Origin of the sequence: Kitasatospora sp. NBC_01246 (assembly GCF_036226505.1) — a bacterium.
In the GTDB taxonomy this organism is placed as follows: domain Bacteria; phylum Actinomycetota; class Actinomycetes; order Streptomycetales; family Streptomycetaceae; genus Kitasatospora.
Genome location: NZ_CP108484.1, coordinates 857,939 through 873,308, shown reverse-complemented (window position 1 = coordinate 873,308; position 15,370 = coordinate 857,939). Strand labels below are relative to the sequence as shown.

Genomic DNA, 15,370 nt, shown 5'->3' with positions numbered 1-15,370 from the left:
GGTGACACCGCCGCCGGTGGACGGGCGTCCGCCACGGCCGGCCGCCCCACCCCGTACCCGCGGCGGCCCTACTGCTCCGGCCCCGTGGTGCCCGTCGTGGAGCCCGTCGGCTCCGCCGCTCCCGGCGGCAGCCGGACCGGTCGCAGCCTCGCCCAGCCGGCGAAGAGCGCCGCCCCGACCAGCATGCCGACGCCCACCCAGAGGTTCACGTTCGCGCCGCCCGCCCGGTCGAGGTCGGCCTGCGAGGTGGCGGTGGCGCCCAGCACGGTCAGCACCGTGCCGTAGACGCAGAAGAGCAGCGCGAGGATCAGGCGCAGGTCGAAGATCCCGGCCTTCACGGCCGCCGGCCCGGCCGCCCCCGTCGTCGGATCCGTCATGTCCTCGCTCCTCTCACCAGAAGATCACGTTGAGTACGGTGGCGAGCAGCAGGGCCCCGGCCCCGAGCAGCGCGGGGCTGCGGTACCAGCCCGCGTCCTCGGCGGTGTCGCCCTCCTTGAGCCGGTCCCTGGGCGTCAGCGACCAGACCAGGCCGACCAGTTCGCTGTCGGGCTTGGGCCGGGTGGCCAGCGAGACCGCGACGCTGACCGCGATGTCCAGGACGAAGGCGGCGCTCGCCGCGACGAAGCTGGGCCCCTGACCCGCCAGGTGCAGCACGTCGTGGCGGACGAGCTGGTCCACCGTCACGGCGGCCGCCGTTCCGACGATCAGCCCGATCCCGCCCGCGAGCGGCGTCGTCCGCTTCCAGAACATCCCCAGGATGAACGTGGCGAACAGCGGGGCGTTGAAGAACGAGAACAGCGTCTGGAGGTAGTCCATGATGTTGTTGTAGCCACTGGCGATGAACGCGGTGCCGACCGCGATCGCGCAGCCGAGCACGGTGACCGTCCGGCCCACCCGCAGGTAGTACGCGTCCGACCGGCCCCTGACCACGTACGCCTGCCAGAGGTCGTAGGTGAACACCGTGTTGAACGAGCTCACGTTGGCCGCCATGCCGGCCATGAAGGCCGCCAGCAGCCCGGTGATCGCCACCCCCAGCATGCCGTTGGGCAGCAGGTCGCGGATGAGCAGTTCGATCGCGTTGTTGTACGTGACGCCCTCGGTCGACGTGCCGCCCGCCGCCTTGTACCGCGCCAGCTCCGGCGAGAGGACCGCGGCCAGCATCCCCGGGATCACGATGACCAGCGCGATCAGCGCTTTCGGGTACGCGCCGATCAGCGGCGTGCGCCGGGCCGCCGACATGTTCCTCGCCGCCAGCGCGCGCTGCACCTCCGCGAAGTTCGTCGTCCAGTAGCCGAACGACAGCACGAACCCGAGGCCGAACACGATGCCCAGCACGGACAGGGTGGCGTTGGCGATCCCGGTCAGGTTGCTGGCCGGCCAGGCGTTCAACTGCTCCGCCGCGTCGGCGTTCACCGCCCGGATCCGGTCGCTCAGCCCGTCCCAGCCGCCCACCCGGTGCAGCCCTACCAGGGTGATCGGCACCAGCATGGCGACGATCAGGAAGAACTGCATCACCTCGTTGTACACCGCGGCCGAGAGCCCGCCCAGGGTCGTGTACGCCAGCACGATCAGCGCCGCCACCAGGACGGAGGACCACAGCGGCCAGCCCAGCAGGGCGTTGACCACCGTGCTGAGCGCGTACAGGTTGACCCCGGCGATCAGCACCTGGGCGAGCGCGAAGCTGAGCGCGTTCACCAGGTGCGCGAAGCGGCCGAACCGCAACCGCAGGAACTCCGGGACGCTGCGCACCTTGGACCCGTAGTAGAACGGCATCATGACCAGGCCGAGGAAGACCATGGCCGGGATCGCGCCGATCCAGTAGTAGTGCACGGTCGGGATGCCGAACTGCGCGCCGTTGGCGGTCATCCCGAAGATCTCCACCGCCCCGAGGTTGGCCGAGATGAACGCCAGGCCGGTGATCCAGGCGGGCAGCGACCGGCCGGCCAGGAAGAAGTCCAGACTGGAGGAGACCGACCTGCGGGCGAGCGAGCCGATACCCAGCACCAGGGCGAAGTAGACGGCGAGCAGGACGTAGTCGACCGGCTCGGCATCCAGCCGGAGGCTTGCCTCGGCAAGGGAGTTCACTGCTGCCTCGATCCGTTACGGGAGCTTCTCCGCTTCCGGACTTCTAGCAGCGGCGCGCCCGCCCGCCACCCCGCGTCACCCGCCCGTGGGCGAGTCGCTCGACCGACCGGCCGACACCGACCGGCCGACGCCGGCCGTTCGACGCCGGCCGTCCGGAAAACCAGGTGCCAGGGCCCCGGGCAGGCCGGTAGCCTGCGCCGATATGACACCCGAACTGGAACGCCCCCCACTTCAGGCCGACGAACGTACCGCGCTCATCGGCTGGTTGGACCTGCAGCGGCAGATTCTTCGCTGGAAGTGCGAGGGGCTGACGGAGGAGGACGCTCGTCGCTCCGTCCTCCCGAGTTCACCGGCCATGACGATGGCCGGTCTCATCACTCATATGCGCTGGACCGAGCACACCTGGCTGGAGGTCCTGTTCCTCGGCGGCGACGAGAAGCAGAACCCGTCGTTCGCCGAGTCGGGCGAGGACGCCGACTGGCAGCCCGGCGACCGCTCCCTGGCCGAGCTGCTCGCGGAGTACGAGGCCCAGTGCGCCCGGAGCAACGAGATCGTCGCCGCGGCCTCCCTGGACGACGTCGGCCGTCACTCCGGCTTCCGCTCCGGTGGCGCCAACCTCCGCTGGATGCTGATCCACCTCGTCGAGGAGACCGGGCGCCACGCCGGCCACGCCGACATCGTCCGGGAGCTCCTCGACGGCACCAAGGGCTATTACTGACCCGGGCGATGCCCCGCGATGGACCAGCCGTCCAACCGTCCGATCCGGCGGATCTCGTCCACCGGAATCGGGTGAACGCGAGGACCGCCGGTCGGAGCCGGCCCCCGACGCGGCCGCCGCCTCGTCACTCAGGCCGCCCTCGTCACTCAGGCCGCTCGGGCCACTCAGGCCGGCAGGGGAGCGAGGGCGTCCACCACTGCGTGCTTCCTCCCCGGCACGAGGTCGCCGCCGTCCTCGGCGACCCGTACGACGGTGTCGCGCAGCGCGTCCGCGTAGGCGCGCAGGGACTGGGCGGCGACGGTGGTGTCGGGGTGGCGGCAGGCGAGGTGCAGACCCTCGTGGAGTCGGGTGATCCAGACGCAGGCCTGGTCGCCGTGGGAGACCCGGACCGTCGCGCAGGCGTTCTGCTCGGTCCAGCGCTCGGCTCCGGGGACGGCCCTGGCGTCGACGAACGACATGAGCGAGTGCAGGTCGGGCGAGGTCGGACGGAAGTCCGAGCCGAGCAGGTGCAGGATCCGGGCCAGCGGGGTGCGGGCAAGCCGGCGGTTCGCGTGCAGCTCGGAGCGTGCCATCGCCAGCGCGCTCCGGAAGTCGGGGGCGTCGGCCGCGGGGATCTCGATGGGTACGACGCCGACGTACCAGCCCAGCGAGTCCTGCCACTGGGAGGCCGCCCTGGTGTGGAACGGCACCACCGTCCGGTACACGTCGTGCCCGCCGAGGTCCCGGGCGATCAGCGCGCTGGCGGCCAGGATGCCGGCCAGCGTGCCCCCGAAGGGGCGGCAGTACCGCTCGAACCCGGCGGCGTGCTCCTCGCCCACCAGCATCTCGGTCATCAGCCGTTGGGCGGGCATCGGCTCCTCCGGCTCCAGACCGAGGTCGAGCGGGAACCTCGGCAGCCGGTCGTCGCAGCCGGCGATGAACTCCCGCCAGCGGGCGACCGCCGAGTGGATCTCGTCGACCTGCTCCGCGTGCGCGCATTCGAGTTCGCAGAAGTCGAGGTAGCTTCCGACCTCGACCGCTCGCGGTTCGCCGCCGCCCCGGCGGGTGTCGTAGAGCTCGTGGACCTCGGCGGGGATGCGGAACAGCGAGTACGCGTCCACGTTGCTGTGGTCGAAGGCGAGGTAGACGTCCGTGCCGTCCTCGCGCAGGACGGCCGCGTAGATGTAGTTCGGCCATTCGAGCGCGTTCGTCGCGGCGTCGAAACGGTTCTGCAGGTAGGTGACCAGCTCCTCCGCCCGGTCGAACACCCCTGCCTCGTGCCGGTGCAGGGCCACCGAACCGGCGCCGATCGTGAACCGGCGGACGCCCTCGGTGCGGCGGCGGAATCCGCTGCGCAGCGTCTCGTGGCGCAGGGTCCAGTCGAGCAGGGTGGCCTCCAGCACGGCCGGATCCGCCGGGCCGGGCAGGCTGAACCGGGTGCCGATCCAGGTCGGCATGGTCAGGCCGTTGTCGCGTACGGTCCGCGCGGTGCGCAGGTGCGACTGCTGGAGGTGGGAGAGCGGGCGGAGGTCGTCCGCCAGGGCCGTGGCGGCGTCGATGGTGGACGGGTGGAGGGTCCATTCCATGACACGCCCCGGACGGGCCTCGCAGCGGGCCAGGTCGGTGATACGCACAGGTGCTCCCTCTCTCGACTCGCGGTGCGCCGGCGGTCCCGGCGCACCGCCGCCACCCGTCGGCCCGTCCTCGCCACGGGCGTTCCGGCATCACGTCCCGTACGCGTCTCGGCCGACGGGGTGTTGGTGACGGACCAATCAAGCAACGATCAACAGGCCGTCAGGGCACGCCCTGATGCCCGCCGGACCGGGTCACCGCGGCCGAGCCGGCAGGCTCGGTCCCCCGGGCAAGCGGCGACCACGGCCACAAGACCCCGGCGGCAGACCGTCGCACAGGCCTATCGTTGGCTGATGCGCGCTCACCCCATCGACCGACCGTCCGATCTCGACGTGGTCCGCGAGTCCTATGACCGCGTGGCCGACAACTACGCCCACATGGTGGCGACCACGGGGATCGGCGACATCCGGACCCACCCGTGGCTCAAGGCGTCGATCGACGCCTTCGCCGACACCGTGAGCGGCCTCGGGCCCGTGCTCGACGTCGGCTGCGGGCCCGGAACGGTGACCGCCTACCTCGCCGAGCGCGGCCTCGACGTGTCCGGCGTCGATCTCTCCCCCCGCATGATCGAGAACGCGCGCCGCCTCCACCCGCAGTGCCGGTTCGGCGTCAGCTCTGCCACCGACCTGGACCTCGCCGACGCCTCCCACGGCGGCCTGCTCGGCTGGTGGTCACTGTTCAACCTCCCGCGTGACGTCCTTCCCCAGGTCCTCGCCATGTTCGCGCGCGCCCTGGTGCCGGGCGGACACTTCATCACCGCGACCCATGTCGGCGACGAGGACGCGCTGCGCACCGAGGCCTACGGAGGCGTCCCCGTCCGCTGGACGACCCACAAGTGGCGGCCCGAGCAGCTCACGCACCTGATCGAGCAGGCCGGACTGCGCCCGGTCGCCGAACTCCGGCTCCCCGCGGACGAGCACGTCGGACCGGGCGTGGTCATCATGGCCAAGCGGCCGGGCTGAGGATCGGGCACCGGACCAGGGCGTACCTGCCACCGGTCGACGCGGTGCGGCCCGGAGGCGTGGCGGTACGGGCCGGGGCCGTGGTGACGGAAGGGGCGACCGCCGCCCGAGTCCCCGGCCCGACGCCCCCGCCCCCTGGTCGCATCCAGGTCCACCCTGCCCGGCCGGACCTGGTCAGACCATGGTCACGTCCCGCGCCCCCGTGCCCGGCCGGACGATGTAGATGCCCGACCCGGGCGGCGTCTCCCGCGAGTCCTCCCGCAGGCGGTCGACGCTGGGAGGGCAGCAAGGAGGTCGGTTCGAGGGCGAGTTCGTCGATGCCCCGGGCCCCGTCGATTAGGCTCGGGCGGAGGGCGAGGGAGGGTGGGGCGGATGCAGGCGGGGCTGAGTTTCTCCGCGGCGGACCTGGCGCAGACGCGCTTCGCGGTGTCGCCGATGTGGGAGGTCGTCACCAGCTTCCGGCTGCTGCGGCGGGCGGACGAGCAGCCGTTGTACCGGCGGTGGGCCGAGCAGGTCCGGCCGCGGCTGGTGCGGGCGGGGCTCGACCGGGGGTGGCTGGCGGAGCTCGTGCCCGTCGACGGCTACCTCGCGGACTTCCTCAATCCGACTCCGGCCGGTCCGTTCCCCACGCTCGCCACCGAGCTGGAGGCGATCCGGCGGACCGCGCCCGAGCGGGTGCGGGTCGAGCTCGGGATGCTGGCCGCCGAGCGCGACGACGGGGCGCCTGCCCGGTTCCGGATCCTGTCCGAGGCTCCGGAGGAGGCGTTGGCGAAGGTCGCCGCGGAGGTCGAGGCCTACTGGGAGCTCGCCCTCGCGCCCTACTGGGAGCGGATCCGGCGGTTGCTCGAAGCCGATGTGTTCCACCGGGCGCGGCAGGTGGCGGAGCACGGCTCGGCCCACGTGCTCAACGAGCTGCACGACTCCGTCCGGTGGGACGACGGCACCCTGCGGCTGGTCCGCCGGCACTGCGCGCTGACCCGTGACCAGGTCGGTTCCGGGCTGCTCCTGGTGCCCTCCGCGTTCGCCTGGCCGAAGGTGCTGACCCGGTCGGTGGCGCCTGAGCCGCCGCAGCTCGCCTATCCGGCGCGCGGGATCGGCAACCTCTGGGAGCCCCGGGCCACCACCTCCCCGGACGCGGTGGCCGCCGTGTTGGGCCGCTCCCGCACGATGCTGCTGACCGAGCTCGACACGCCCGCGTCGACCACCCGGCTCGCCCAGCGGTCCGGCCTGTCCGCGGCCGGTGTCTCCCAGCACCTGACGGCCCTGCGCAACGCCGGCCTGGTGACCGCGCACCGCAGCGGCCGCTCCGTCCTCTACGCCCGCACCGCGCTCGCGGACGCCCTGCTGGCCCCGGCCGGGCACTGACCCGGCGGCCGTCCGAAGGCGGTCCGGAGCGCCGGGCCGGGCGGCGGTTCAGCGGCCGGTGGCGATGTCGGCGACGAGGTTGATGGTGGTGGCCAGGATGCTGGCGCCGAAGACGTAGGACAGCAGGCAGTGCCGCAGCACGACCGCCCGCAGCCCGGTACTGGAGACGCTGGTGTCGGAGACCTGGTACGTCATGCCGAGGTTGTAGCTGAAGTACAGGAAGTCGCTGTACCGGGGCGGGACCTCGGTGTTGAAGTCGATCCCGCCGCCGGGGCTCCCGTAGTAGATGTACGCGTAGCGGGTGGCGTACATCAGGTGGAGCGCCGCCCAGGCCGTGAACACGCCGCAGAGGGCCGTCGCGGCCGCGGCCCGGCTCAGGTCGGAGCGGCTGGCCAGGAACAGCAGCACGATGCCGACCAGTCCGCACAGCGCGGCGGTGACGACGGCGAACTCCTCCAGGGCGGGCCGGAACTCCTCGCGCCGGACGTTGCGGCGGGTGGCGGCGGCGTCCATCGGCCACAGGACGATCCACCCCGCCACGACGAAGGCCGTCTCCGCTCCGGCGATGCCGGCGAGGACGCCCAGCGGCACGCCCGTCAGGACGGCGACGACCGTTCCGAGGGCCGCTCCGAGGACGGCCGAGCCGGCGAGCCGCGGGACGGCGGAGAGGACCAGCGAGTGGTTCATGGGGGCCTCAGGCGCTGACGGCGGGGGTCGGCGTCAGCGTATCCGCGGCCGGGCCCGGGCGCAGCCGGGCGCGGGAGCCCGGAGAACGGGCCCCGACCGGCGAAGGGGGAGGGGCGGGACGGAGCCGGGGAGGTCGGGGCTATGGTTCCTTGGCGGTCCACGGACACCGGGGTACGAGGGAGAGTGCTGTGAAGTTGGTCGGTCGCACGATGACGGTGGCTACGGCCGGGGTGCTGCTGGGGGTCCTGACGGCCTGCGGCTCCAGCGGTTCGAAGGCCTCGGGCGACGGCGCCGCGGCGGCCGGCCGGGGCACGGCGACGGCCGGTGCGAGCGCGGAGGCGAGCGCGGGTGCGGGCACCGCGTCGCCGCAGGCCTCCACCGGCGGCGCGGGCGCCTCGCCCGGTGCGGCCGCCGCGGCGGTGCCCCGGCGCCCGGCGCGGCGCCGTCCGGCGGTACCGCCGCGCCCGGTGGCGGCCCGGCGGCCGGCGCCGTCCCGATGCCCGTCTGGAGCGACGCCGCGACGCCGCTGCTCGACTACCGGGCCGTCCTGCAGCTGATGCCGGACCAGGCCGCGATGACCGGCTGGGAGCAGGAGAAGCGGCGGGTCGACCTCACCGACCACTCCGCGGACTGCCAGAACCCCGCGGCCTGCAACGGCAAGCCGCTCAGCGGCGAGGCGAGGTTCAGCTCCGGCGACGTGGTCGCGCGCTTCCTCGTCGACACCCTGCCGACCAAGGCGGCCGCCCAGGACAAGCTCAAGGCGGCGTACGCGGCGTACGGAGACGCCACCCGCTACCACGCCGTGGAGCTGCCCGCCATCGGCACCGAGAGCCGGGCCTGGCAGGGCGAGCCCGGCGGCCGGGACGGCATCGCCGTCGTGATGCGGGCCGGCACCGTGGTCGCCACCGTGACCACCGAGGACGGCCCGGTGGACACCGCGACGGCGCAGCGCCTCGCCGTCCTGCTGGCCAAGCGCATCGAGCAGGCCCAGGCGGGCCAGGCCGCGGACGCGGTGCTCGGCCGCTGACCGCACCGGCGGGGCGGGTGCCCGAGGTCCGTCGCCCCGCCCCGGGCGGCCCCGGTGACGCGGATCACGGGAACCGGCCCGGGAGCCTCGAAGATCCACTCGGGGTGTCCACTCCTTCGCCGCCCGCCTCCGGGGACGGGGACCTGCTGCTCGTCGCCGAGCTGCGGGCCTTCGTCCCGTCGTTCGGGCGGGCGGCTCCCCCGCTGCGGGGGCGGCCGGTGGCGGTGGGATGATCATGCGCATGAAGCACATCATCAGGGCGGTGGACGCCGAGGACTGGCCGAAGATCAAGCAGCTCCGGCTGGACGCGCTGCTCGATCCGGCGGCGCCCATCGCCTTCCACGACAGCTACGAGAAGGCGGCCGCCCAGCCGGACGAGTTCTGGCAGGAGCGCGCCGCCGGTGCGGCCGAGGGCGTCGCCGCGCGGCAGTTCGTCGCGGAGGCGGCCGACGGGCGCTGGCTCGGCACCGTCTCGGTGCTGGTCGAGCACGCCGGTACGGCGACCTTCTTCGGTGATGTCCCGGAGCAGGCGCAGACCCATGTCGTCGGCGTCTTCGTGCGGTCCGAGGCGCGCGGCAGCGGTGTCGCGCAGGGGCTCTTCGAGGCCGCCCTGGACTGGTCCTGGTCGCTCGCCGAGCCGCGCGTCGAGCGGGTGCGGCTCTTCGTCCACGAGGCCAACGGCCGGGCCGGGGCGATGTACCGGAAGACCGGCTTCGAGCCCACCGGCCACCACCTCCCCGCGCCGGGGGACGGGACCGCCCGCGAGGTCGAGCTGGCCGTCCGGCGCGGCTGACCGCCACCACGGCGGCACGGTGTGCGCCGTGCCGCCCGCGGCGGTGGCGCGGCGCGGGCGAGGAGCCCCGCCGCGCCACCGCCGCCCGCGTGTGCGGGGCTGCCGGTGCCCGGCCGGCCGCGGCATGGCCTCGGCCGGCCGGGCTCGGGGATCGGTCCCGGCTCCAGGGCTGCGGAGCCGTCCGGCGGTGCGACCGACCCCGGGAGGTCAGGAAGGCCCGGACGTCAGGCGTCCGGGAACGCAGGAAGCCCGGGATGTCAGGCGGCCGGGCGGACGACGGTCCGGTCGTGGACGAAGAGGGCGTGGCGCTCCTCCGCGCCCAGCCCGCCCCAGACGCCGAACGGCTCACGCGCGGCGAGGGCGTGGCGGCGGCACTCGATCCGCACCGGGCAGTCACCGCAGAGGGCCTTGGCCGCTTCCTCGGCCTCGCCGTGGCCCGCGTCGGCGGCGCCCACGCGCTGGAAGAGGCGCCTGCCGTCGGTGCTCCGGCACGCGGCGTGCTGCGGCCGGTTCCAACGGTGCTCCGGTGTGCCGGGCAGGTGGGAGATGTCGCTCACGCTACGGCTCCTTGTCGACGACGAACGGGCGCGGTGCGTGCCTCGTCTGACCCGGATCGGTCGTTTCATGCCTGCCGTCCCGGGCCGGGTTCGCCACCGGGGCCCCGTCGCACCGGGAACCGGACCGGCCGGAGCGGCCCGGGCGGCCACCGCCGCCCGCACCGGACGGAGCAGGCCGCTGCCCGGCCGCGGCGCGGCGAGGTCGCCGAGCCCCGCCCGGATCGTGTCGTCCGGGTCCGGGGCCCCGGGAGGGCGAGCAGAGCGGGAGGGTGGCGTCCCGCGGCCGCAGCAGGGCGGGCAGCGGGCCCCGTGCCCGGACGGCGGGTTCGACAGGGCGTGCGGAGCGCCGACCAGTCGGCGACCGGCTCGCGCGGGCGGACGAGCCCGGGCGGTGTCAGGCGCCGTGCCGCGGCTCCAGCCGGAAGTCGAAGGCCGTGGTGCCCGGGTCGAGGGCGGTGACCCCGCCGTCCACGGTGAGGACCGCGCCGTTGACGTAGCTCGCCGCCGGGGACAGCAGCCAGCCGATCGCCGCGGCCACCTCCTCGGGCTCGCCCGGCCGGCCGGTCGGCGTCAGCCGGGTCGCCTCCCGGTACGCCGCGTCGGTGTCGGCCAGCCCCTCCTCGTCCGCGAAGCGGGCCATCCGGCGGTCGGCCATCTCCGTGCGCACCCAGCTGGGGCAGACGGTGTTGGCCCGCAGCCCGCGGTGGCCGTAGTCGACGGCGAGCGAGCGGCAGAGCTGCAGCAGCGCGGCCTTCGAGGTGGCGTAGGCCGCGTTCCCCACCCCGTTGCGCAGGGCGGAGACCGAGGAGACCGCCACCACGGATCCCCGCGACCGCAGCAGGTGGGGCAGGGCGGCCCGCAGTACGAGGAAGGGACCGGTGAGGTTGGTGCGCATCACCAGCTCCCAGTCGTCCAGGGTGACGTCGCCGACCGAACCGCCCCGGCCGACACCGGCGTTGAGCACCACCCCGTCCAGCCGGCCGAAGGCGGAGACGGTCTCCTCCACCAGGGCGTGCACGTCGTCCGGGTCGGTGGTGTCCGACACCCGGGCGAGCGCGCCGGTCTCCCGGGCCACCCGCTCCAGCGGCTCGGACCGCCGCCCGGAGACCACCACCCGGCAGCCCTCGGCCCGTAGCAGCCGGGCGGTGGCCGCCCCGATGCCGGTACCGCCGCCGGTCACGATGACAACGCGCTGATCGGACATGGGGGGCGCCTCCGCCGGTATCGATGCTCCGTGAACCATCGGATCCTATGCTCACGCCGTGTCAGGTCCCCTCGTGCCGGAGGCCGTGACCCAGGACCGCGATCGAAGACCGCGACCGGCGACCGGGGACCGCGACCGGAGGCGACCGCGCGGCCGCCGGGCGGGCACCCGGACCGATCAGGATCCGAGAAGCCGCGACCGCCCGCTCGTGCCTAGCCTGGTTCCGCGACCCCGCGGGCGACACGGCCGGATCGGCGAGGTCCGCCGGCCCGGCCGGGGACACGAGAGTGTCGGTGGGACCTGGTTGGATCGAGCCGGTGCCGCCGAGACAGCCCGCGAGGGCGGCCCGCACGACGGATGGAGAGACGACAGGCATGGCCAAGAGGACGGACGCGCAGCCGACTGCGCCGCACGCTGCCGACAGCCACGACGTGATCCGCGTGCACGGCGCGCGGGTGAACAACCTCAAGGACGTCAGCGTCGAGATCCCGAAGCGCCGGCTGACGGTGCTCACCGGTGTCTCCGGCTCGGGCAAGAGCTCCCTGGTGTTCGGCACGATCGCGGCGGAGTCGCAGCGGCTGATCAACGAGACCTACAGCGCTTTCGTCCAGGGCTTCATGCCGACGCTGGCACGGCCCGAGGTCGACGTCCTCGAAGGGCTGACCACCGCGATCATCGTCGACCAGCAGCGGATGGGCAGCGACCCCCGCTCCACGGTCGGCACCGCCACCGACGCCAACGCGATGCTGCGCATCCTCTTCAGCCGGCTGGGCGAGCCGCACATCGGCCCGCCGAGCGCCTACGCCTTCAACGTGCCCTCCGTCCGGGCCAGCGGGGCCATCACCGTCGAGCGCGGCGACAAGAAGACGGTGAAGGCGACCTTCCAGCGCACCGGCGGCATGTGCCCGCGCTGCGAGGGCCGGGGCAGCGTCTCCGACATCGACCTCACCCAGCTCTACGACGACTCCAAGTCGCTCGCCGAGGGCGCGTTCACCATCCCCGGGTGGAAGTCGGACAGCTTCTGGACGGTGCGGGTCTACGCCGAGTCCGGTTTCCTCGACCCGAACAAGCCGATCCGGAAGTTCACCAAGAAGGAGATGCAGGACTTCCTCTACCGGGAGCCGACCAAGGTGAAGGTCGAGGGCGTGAACCTCACCTACGAGGGCCTGATCCCCAAAATCCAGAAGTCCTTCCTGTCCAAGGACAAGGAATCGCTGCAGCCGCACATCCGGGCGTTCGTGGAGCGGGCGGTCACCTTCACCACCTGCCCCGAGTGCGAGGGCACCCGGCTCAGCGAGGGCGCCCGGTCGTCGAAGATCGGGCGGATCGGCATCGCCGAGGCCTGCGCGATGCAGATCAGCGACCTGGCCGTCTGGGTCGGCGGCCTCACGGAGCCGTCGGTGGCGCCCCTGCTCACCGCGCTGAAGCAGACCCTCGACTCGTTCGTGGAGATCGGTCTGGGTTACCTCGCGCTGGACCGGGCGTCCGGCACGCTGTCCGGCGGCGAGGCCCAGCGGGTCAAGATGATCCGTCACCTCGGCTCCTCGCTCACCGACACCACCTACGTCTTCGACGAGCCCACCGCGGGTCTGCACCCGCACGACATCCAGCGGATGAACGACCTGCTGCTGCGGCTGCGGGACAAGGGCAACACGGTGCTCGTGGTGGAGCACAAGCCGGAGACGATCGTGATCGCCGACCACATCGTCGACCTCGGCCCGGGCGCCGGCACGGCGGGCGGCACCGTCTGCTTCGAGGGCACCGTCGAGGGGCTGCGGGCCAGCGGCACCGTCACCGGCCGCCACTTCGACGACCGGGCCGCCGTCAAGGAGGAGGTGCGCAAGCCCACCGGCGTGCTGGAGGTCCGGGGCGCGACGGCCAACAACCTGCGCGACGTCGACGTCGACATCCCGCTCGGGGTGCTGGCCGTGGTCACCGGTGTCGCCGGCTCCGGCAAGAGCTCGCTCGTGCACGGCTCGCTGGTCAAGGGCCCGCTGGGCGCCGAGCAGGGCGTGGTCTCGGTCGACCAGAGCCCGATCCGCGGCTCGCGGCGCAGCAACCCCGCGACGTACACCGGGCTGCTCGACCCGATCCGCAAGGCGTTCGCCAAGGCCAACGGGGTGAAGCCGGCCCTGTTCAGCGCCAACTCCGAGGGTGCCTGCCCGACCTGCAACGGCGCCGGGGTCGTCTTCACCGACCTCGCGATGATGGCCGGCGTCGCCAGCACCTGCGAGGAGTGCGAGGGCAAGCGGTTCCAGGCGGCGGTGCTGGAGTACCGGCTCGGCGGCCGCGACATCAGCGAGGTGCTCGCGATGTCGGTGACGGAGGCGGAGGAGTTCTTCGGCGCCGGTGAGGCGCGCACCCCGGCGGCGCACGCCGTCCTCGGCCGGCTGGCCGACGTCGGGCTCGGCTACCTCAGCCTCGGCCAGCCGCTCACCACCCTCTCCGGCGGCGAGCGGCAGCGGCTCAAGCTGGCCACCCACATGGCCGACAAGGGCGGCGTCTACGTCCTCGACGAGCCGACCGCCGGTCTCCACCTCGCCGACGTCGAACAGCTGCTCGGCCTGCTCGACCGGCTCGTCGACGCCGGCAAGTCGGTCATCGTCGTCGAGCACCACCAGGCGGTCATGGCCCACGCCGACTGGATCATCGACCTCGGCCCCGGCGCCGGCCACAACGGCGGCCGGATCGTCTTCGAGGGCACCCCGGCCGAGCTGGTGGCCGCCCGCTCGACGCTGACCGGCGAGCACCTCGCCGCCTACGTCGGAGCCTGACCCCCCGCCCCCGTCCGCGCCGACCCCGGCGTCCGCGCGGGCGGGCGGTGGGGTCCGCGCCCGGCCCCGGTCCGGGGCGCTGTGGGAGACTGGCCGGGTGAAGCCGCAAGAGCTCGACGACCTCGTCCGGCTGCGGCGGGCCCGGGACCGGATGGACCGCGACTACGCCGAGCCACTGGACGTCGCCGCCCTGGCCCGGGATGCCCTGATGTCCTCGGGCCACTTCTCCCGCAGCTTCCGCGCCGCCTTCGGCGAGACGCCCTACAGCTACCTGATGACCCGCCGCATCGAGCGGGCCAAGGCGCTGCTGCGCCGCGGCGACCTCACGGTGACCGAGGTGTGCTTCGCGGTCGGCTGTACGTCGCTCGGCTCGTTCAGCACCCGCTTCACCGAGCTGGTCGGCGAGAACCCGAGCAGCTACCGGGCCCGTGACCACGAGGACGGCGCCGCCGTCCCGGCCTGCATCGCCAAGATCCACACGCGGCCGGTCAGGAACGGAGAAGCGGGCGCCGCCCCCCGGTCGTAGCCTGGGCGGCATGGACATCAGGCTCTCGCAGTGCTTCATCGCCGTCGACGACCACGACAAGGCGATCGCCTTCTACCGCGACGTGCTCGGCCTGGAGGTGCGCAACGACGTCGGGTTCGAGGGGATGCGCTGGGTGACCGTCGGCGCGCCCTCACAGCCGGACGTGAACATCGTGCTCGAACCGCCGCTCGCCGACCCGAACGCCTCCTCGGCGGACCGGCAGGCCATGGCGGAGCTGATGGCCAAGGGGCTGCTGCGCGGTGTCATCTTCGCGACGGACGACTGCGACGCCGCCTTCGAGCGGGTCAGCGCGGCCGGCGGGGAGGTGTTGCAGGAGCCGATGGACCAGCCCTACGGCGTCCGCGACTGCGGGTTCCGCGATCCGGCCGGCAACCTGGTGCGGTTCACCCAGGCCCTCGCGAGGTGACTCCCGGCGGACGTGCCCGGTGGGCGCCGGCCCCGTCCCGGACGGGAGGTCACCGGCCGCACCCGGCCGGTCCGTTCGGCTCGGAGCGCCGCGTGCGGGCGGGCGGTGGGCCGGGTGTCCGATGAGGCGGGCACGGGCCCGCAGCGGGCGCCGATGGTGTGGGCGCTGGCGATCCGGGAGACGGCCGACGGGCCGCCGCTCGCCGAGGTGATCGTGGAGGTCGGCGCCGCGCTGCACGGCGAACTCGTCGAGAACCTGGTGGACAGCGGGTTCACGCTGGCGGCGGGGGACCCGCCGGACACCACCGGGGTGCTGGAGGTGCGCGGCCCGCTGCTGGCCAGGCTGGTCCTGGTCGGCGGCCGGCAGGTGTGGGAGCCCGCCTCCCCGGTCGAGGTCTCGCCCGGCTGGGAGTCGGCGGCCGAGGGGCGCGGCCGGGCCGTCGTCCTCGTGGTGCCGCCGGGAACGTGGCCGCCCGGACTGATGTCCCTGGAGCCGCGGGAGCGCATCGAGGTCTTCACCCGGAGCCTGGAGGAGGCACGGGTGGCCGGGCGGGTGCTGCACGGCACGGCCGCCGTCGACCTGGACGAGGCCGAGGCCTGAGCCGGACCGGGGAGCGGGGCCGGACCGAGGCCTG

At 73.7% G+C, this 15,370-nt stretch carries 16 protein-coding genes; 10 read left to right on the top strand and 6 right to left on the bottom strand.

The window, feature by feature from the left end:
• Positions 1 to 68: 68 nt before the first annotated feature.
• Together OG618_RS03985 and OG618_RS03980 are read right to left on the bottom strand one after the other, a co-directional pair.
• A complete protein-coding gene (locus tag OG618_RS03985; protein ID WP_329485753.1) occupies positions 69 to 377 on the bottom strand; it encodes a hypothetical protein in 309 nt (102 codons plus the stop codon).
• A gap of 13 nt (positions 378 to 390) precedes the next feature.
• Positions 391 to 2,085, bottom strand: coding sequence for a sodium:solute symporter family protein (locus tag OG618_RS03980; protein ID WP_329485752.1), 1,695 nt, complete (start codon positions 2,083 to 2,085; stop codon positions 391 to 393).
• Between the two features lie 202 nt (positions 2,086 to 2,287).
• On the opposite strand from OG618_RS03980, the gene OG618_RS03975 reads away from it, so the two are divergent.
• Positions 2,288 to 2,803 (top strand): DinB family protein, encoded by a 516-nt coding sequence (locus tag OG618_RS03975; protein ID WP_329485751.1) that lies wholly within the window; start codon positions 2,288 to 2,290, stop codon positions 2,801 to 2,803.
• Positions 2,804 to 2,967: 164 nt separating this feature from the next.
• Here OG618_RS03975 and OG618_RS03970 read toward each other — a convergent pair whose 3' ends face one another.
• Positions 2,968 to 4,416, bottom strand: coding sequence for a condensation domain-containing protein (locus OG618_RS03970; RefSeq protein ID WP_329485750.1), 1,449 nt, complete (start codon positions 4,414 to 4,416; stop codon positions 2,968 to 2,970).
• A gap of 291 nt (positions 4,417 to 4,707) precedes the next feature.
• Between OG618_RS03970 and OG618_RS03965 the strand changes: the two genes are divergently transcribed.
• The gene (locus tag OG618_RS03965; RefSeq protein WP_329485748.1) at positions 4,708 to 5,376 is read left to right on the top strand and encodes a class I SAM-dependent methyltransferase; all 669 of its coding nucleotides are present in this window, start codon (positions 4,708 to 4,710) and stop codon (positions 5,374 to 5,376) included.
• Between the two features lie 372 nt (positions 5,377 to 5,748).
• On the top strand, positions 5,749 to 6,741 hold the full coding sequence (locus OG618_RS03960; protein ID WP_329485746.1) for an ArsR/SmtB family transcription factor: 993 nt from the start codon (positions 5,749 to 5,751) through the stop codon (positions 6,739 to 6,741).
• A 48-nt stretch (positions 6,742 to 6,789) separates the two neighbouring features.
• Here the strand turns inward: OG618_RS03960 and OG618_RS03955 are convergent, their stop codons facing one another.
• The gene (locus OG618_RS03955) at positions 6,790 to 7,428 is read right to left on the bottom strand and encodes a DUF1345 domain-containing protein (RefSeq protein WP_329485745.1); all 639 of its coding nucleotides are present in this window, start codon (positions 7,426 to 7,428) and stop codon (positions 6,790 to 6,792) included.
• A gap of 496 nt (positions 7,429 to 7,924) precedes the next feature.
• Here OG618_RS03955 and OG618_RS03950 point away from each other — a divergent pair, with 496 nt between their 5' ends.
• From OG618_RS03950 to OG618_RS03940, 3 genes are all read left to right on the top strand, one after another.
• Positions 7,925 to 8,455, top strand: coding sequence for a hypothetical protein (locus OG618_RS03950; protein ID WP_329485744.1), 531 nt, complete (start codon positions 7,925 to 7,927; stop codon positions 8,453 to 8,455).
• Between the two features lie 104 nt (positions 8,456 to 8,559).
• A complete protein-coding gene (locus OG618_RS03945; protein ID WP_329485743.1) occupies positions 8,560 to 8,688 on the top strand; it encodes a hypothetical protein in 129 nt (42 codons plus the stop codon).
• 8 nt (positions 8,689 to 8,696) lie between these two features.
• Positions 8,697 to 9,248 carry a GNAT family N-acetyltransferase gene (locus OG618_RS03940; protein ID WP_329485742.1) on the top strand — a complete coding sequence of 184 codons (552 nt, stop codon included), beginning with the start codon at positions 8,697 to 8,699 and terminating at the stop codon, positions 9,246 to 9,248.
• A gap of 257 nt (positions 9,249 to 9,505) precedes the next feature.
• Here the strand turns inward: OG618_RS03940 and OG618_RS03935 are convergent, their stop codons facing one another.
• Both OG618_RS03935 and OG618_RS03930 read right to left on the bottom strand, forming a co-directional pair.
• Positions 9,506 to 9,805, bottom strand: coding sequence for a WhiB family transcriptional regulator (locus OG618_RS03935; RefSeq protein ID WP_329485741.1), 300 nt, complete (start codon positions 9,803 to 9,805; stop codon positions 9,506 to 9,508).
• Positions 9,806 to 10,199: 394 nt separating this feature from the next.
• The gene (locus OG618_RS03930; RefSeq protein WP_329485740.1) at positions 10,200 to 11,009 is read right to left on the bottom strand and encodes an SDR family NAD(P)-dependent oxidoreductase; all 810 of its coding nucleotides are present in this window, start codon (positions 11,007 to 11,009) and stop codon (positions 10,200 to 10,202) included.
• A gap of 374 nt (positions 11,010 to 11,383) precedes the next feature.
• On the opposite strand from OG618_RS03930, the gene OG618_RS03925 reads away from it, so the two are divergent.
• The 4 genes from OG618_RS03925 to OG618_RS03910 all read left to right on the top strand — a co-directional run bounded on the left by OG618_RS03925 (position 11,384) and on the right by OG618_RS03910 (position 15,336).
• The gene (locus OG618_RS03925) at positions 11,384 to 13,783 is read left to right on the top strand and encodes an excinuclease ABC subunit UvrA (RefSeq protein WP_329485739.1); all 2,400 of its coding nucleotides are present in this window, start codon (positions 11,384 to 11,386) and stop codon (positions 13,781 to 13,783) included.
• A gap of 151 nt (positions 13,784 to 13,934) precedes the next feature.
• Positions 13,935 to 14,309 (top strand): helix-turn-helix transcriptional regulator, encoded by a 375-nt coding sequence (locus OG618_RS03920; RefSeq protein WP_329491999.1) that lies wholly within the window; start codon positions 13,935 to 13,937, stop codon positions 14,307 to 14,309.
• Positions 14,310 to 14,319: 10 nt separating this feature from the next.
• Positions 14,320 to 14,736: a VOC family protein gene (locus tag OG618_RS03915; RefSeq protein ID WP_329485738.1), complete on the top strand. Its 417-nt coding sequence runs from the start codon at positions 14,320 to 14,322 to the stop codon at positions 14,734 to 14,736.
• Positions 14,737 to 14,850: 114 nt separating this feature from the next.
• Positions 14,851 to 15,336, top strand: a complete 486-nt coding sequence (locus OG618_RS03910; RefSeq protein WP_329485736.1) for a hypothetical protein — start codon at positions 14,851 to 14,853, stop codon at positions 15,334 to 15,336.
• The last annotated feature ends 34 nt before the right edge of the window (positions 15,337 to 15,370 follow it).

Bases quoted from the DNA above. Each gene is read 5' to 3' on its own strand.
- OG618_RS03985 (WP_329485753.1), bottom strand. From the start codon at position 377: ATGACGGATCCGACGACGGGGGCGGCCGGGCCGGCGGCCGTGAAGGCC.
- OG618_RS03975 (WP_329485751.1), top strand. From the start codon at position 2,288: ATGACACCCGAACTGGAACGCCCCCCACTTCAGGCCGACGAACGTACC.
- OG618_RS03965 (WP_329485748.1), top strand. From the start codon at position 4,708: ATGCGCGCTCACCCCATCGACCGACCGTCCGATCTCGACGTGGTCCGC.
- OG618_RS03960 (WP_329485746.1), top strand. From the start codon at position 5,749: ATGCAGGCGGGGCTGAGTTTCTCCGCGGCGGACCTGGCGCAGACGCGC.
- OG618_RS03955 (WP_329485745.1), bottom strand. From the start codon at position 7,428: ATGAACCACTCGCTGGTCCTCTCCGCCGTCCCGCGGCTCGCCGGCTCG.
- OG618_RS03950 (WP_329485744.1), top strand. From the start codon at position 7,925: ATGCCCGTCTGGAGCGACGCCGCGACGCCGCTGCTCGACTACCGGGCC.
- OG618_RS03940 (WP_329485742.1), top strand. From the start codon at position 8,697: ATGAAGCACATCATCAGGGCGGTGGACGCCGAGGACTGGCCGAAGATC.
- OG618_RS03930 (WP_329485740.1), bottom strand. From the start codon at position 11,009: ATGTCCGATCAGCGCGTTGTCATCGTGACCGGCGGCGGTACCGGCATC.
- OG618_RS03925 (WP_329485739.1), top strand. From the start codon at position 11,384: ATGGCCAAGAGGACGGACGCGCAGCCGACTGCGCCGCACGCTGCCGAC.
- OG618_RS03920 (WP_329491999.1), top strand. From the start codon at position 13,935: ATGGACCGCGACTACGCCGAGCCACTGGACGTCGCCGCCCTGGCCCGG.
- OG618_RS03915 (WP_329485738.1), top strand. From the start codon at position 14,320: ATGGACATCAGGCTCTCGCAGTGCTTCATCGCCGTCGACGACCACGAC.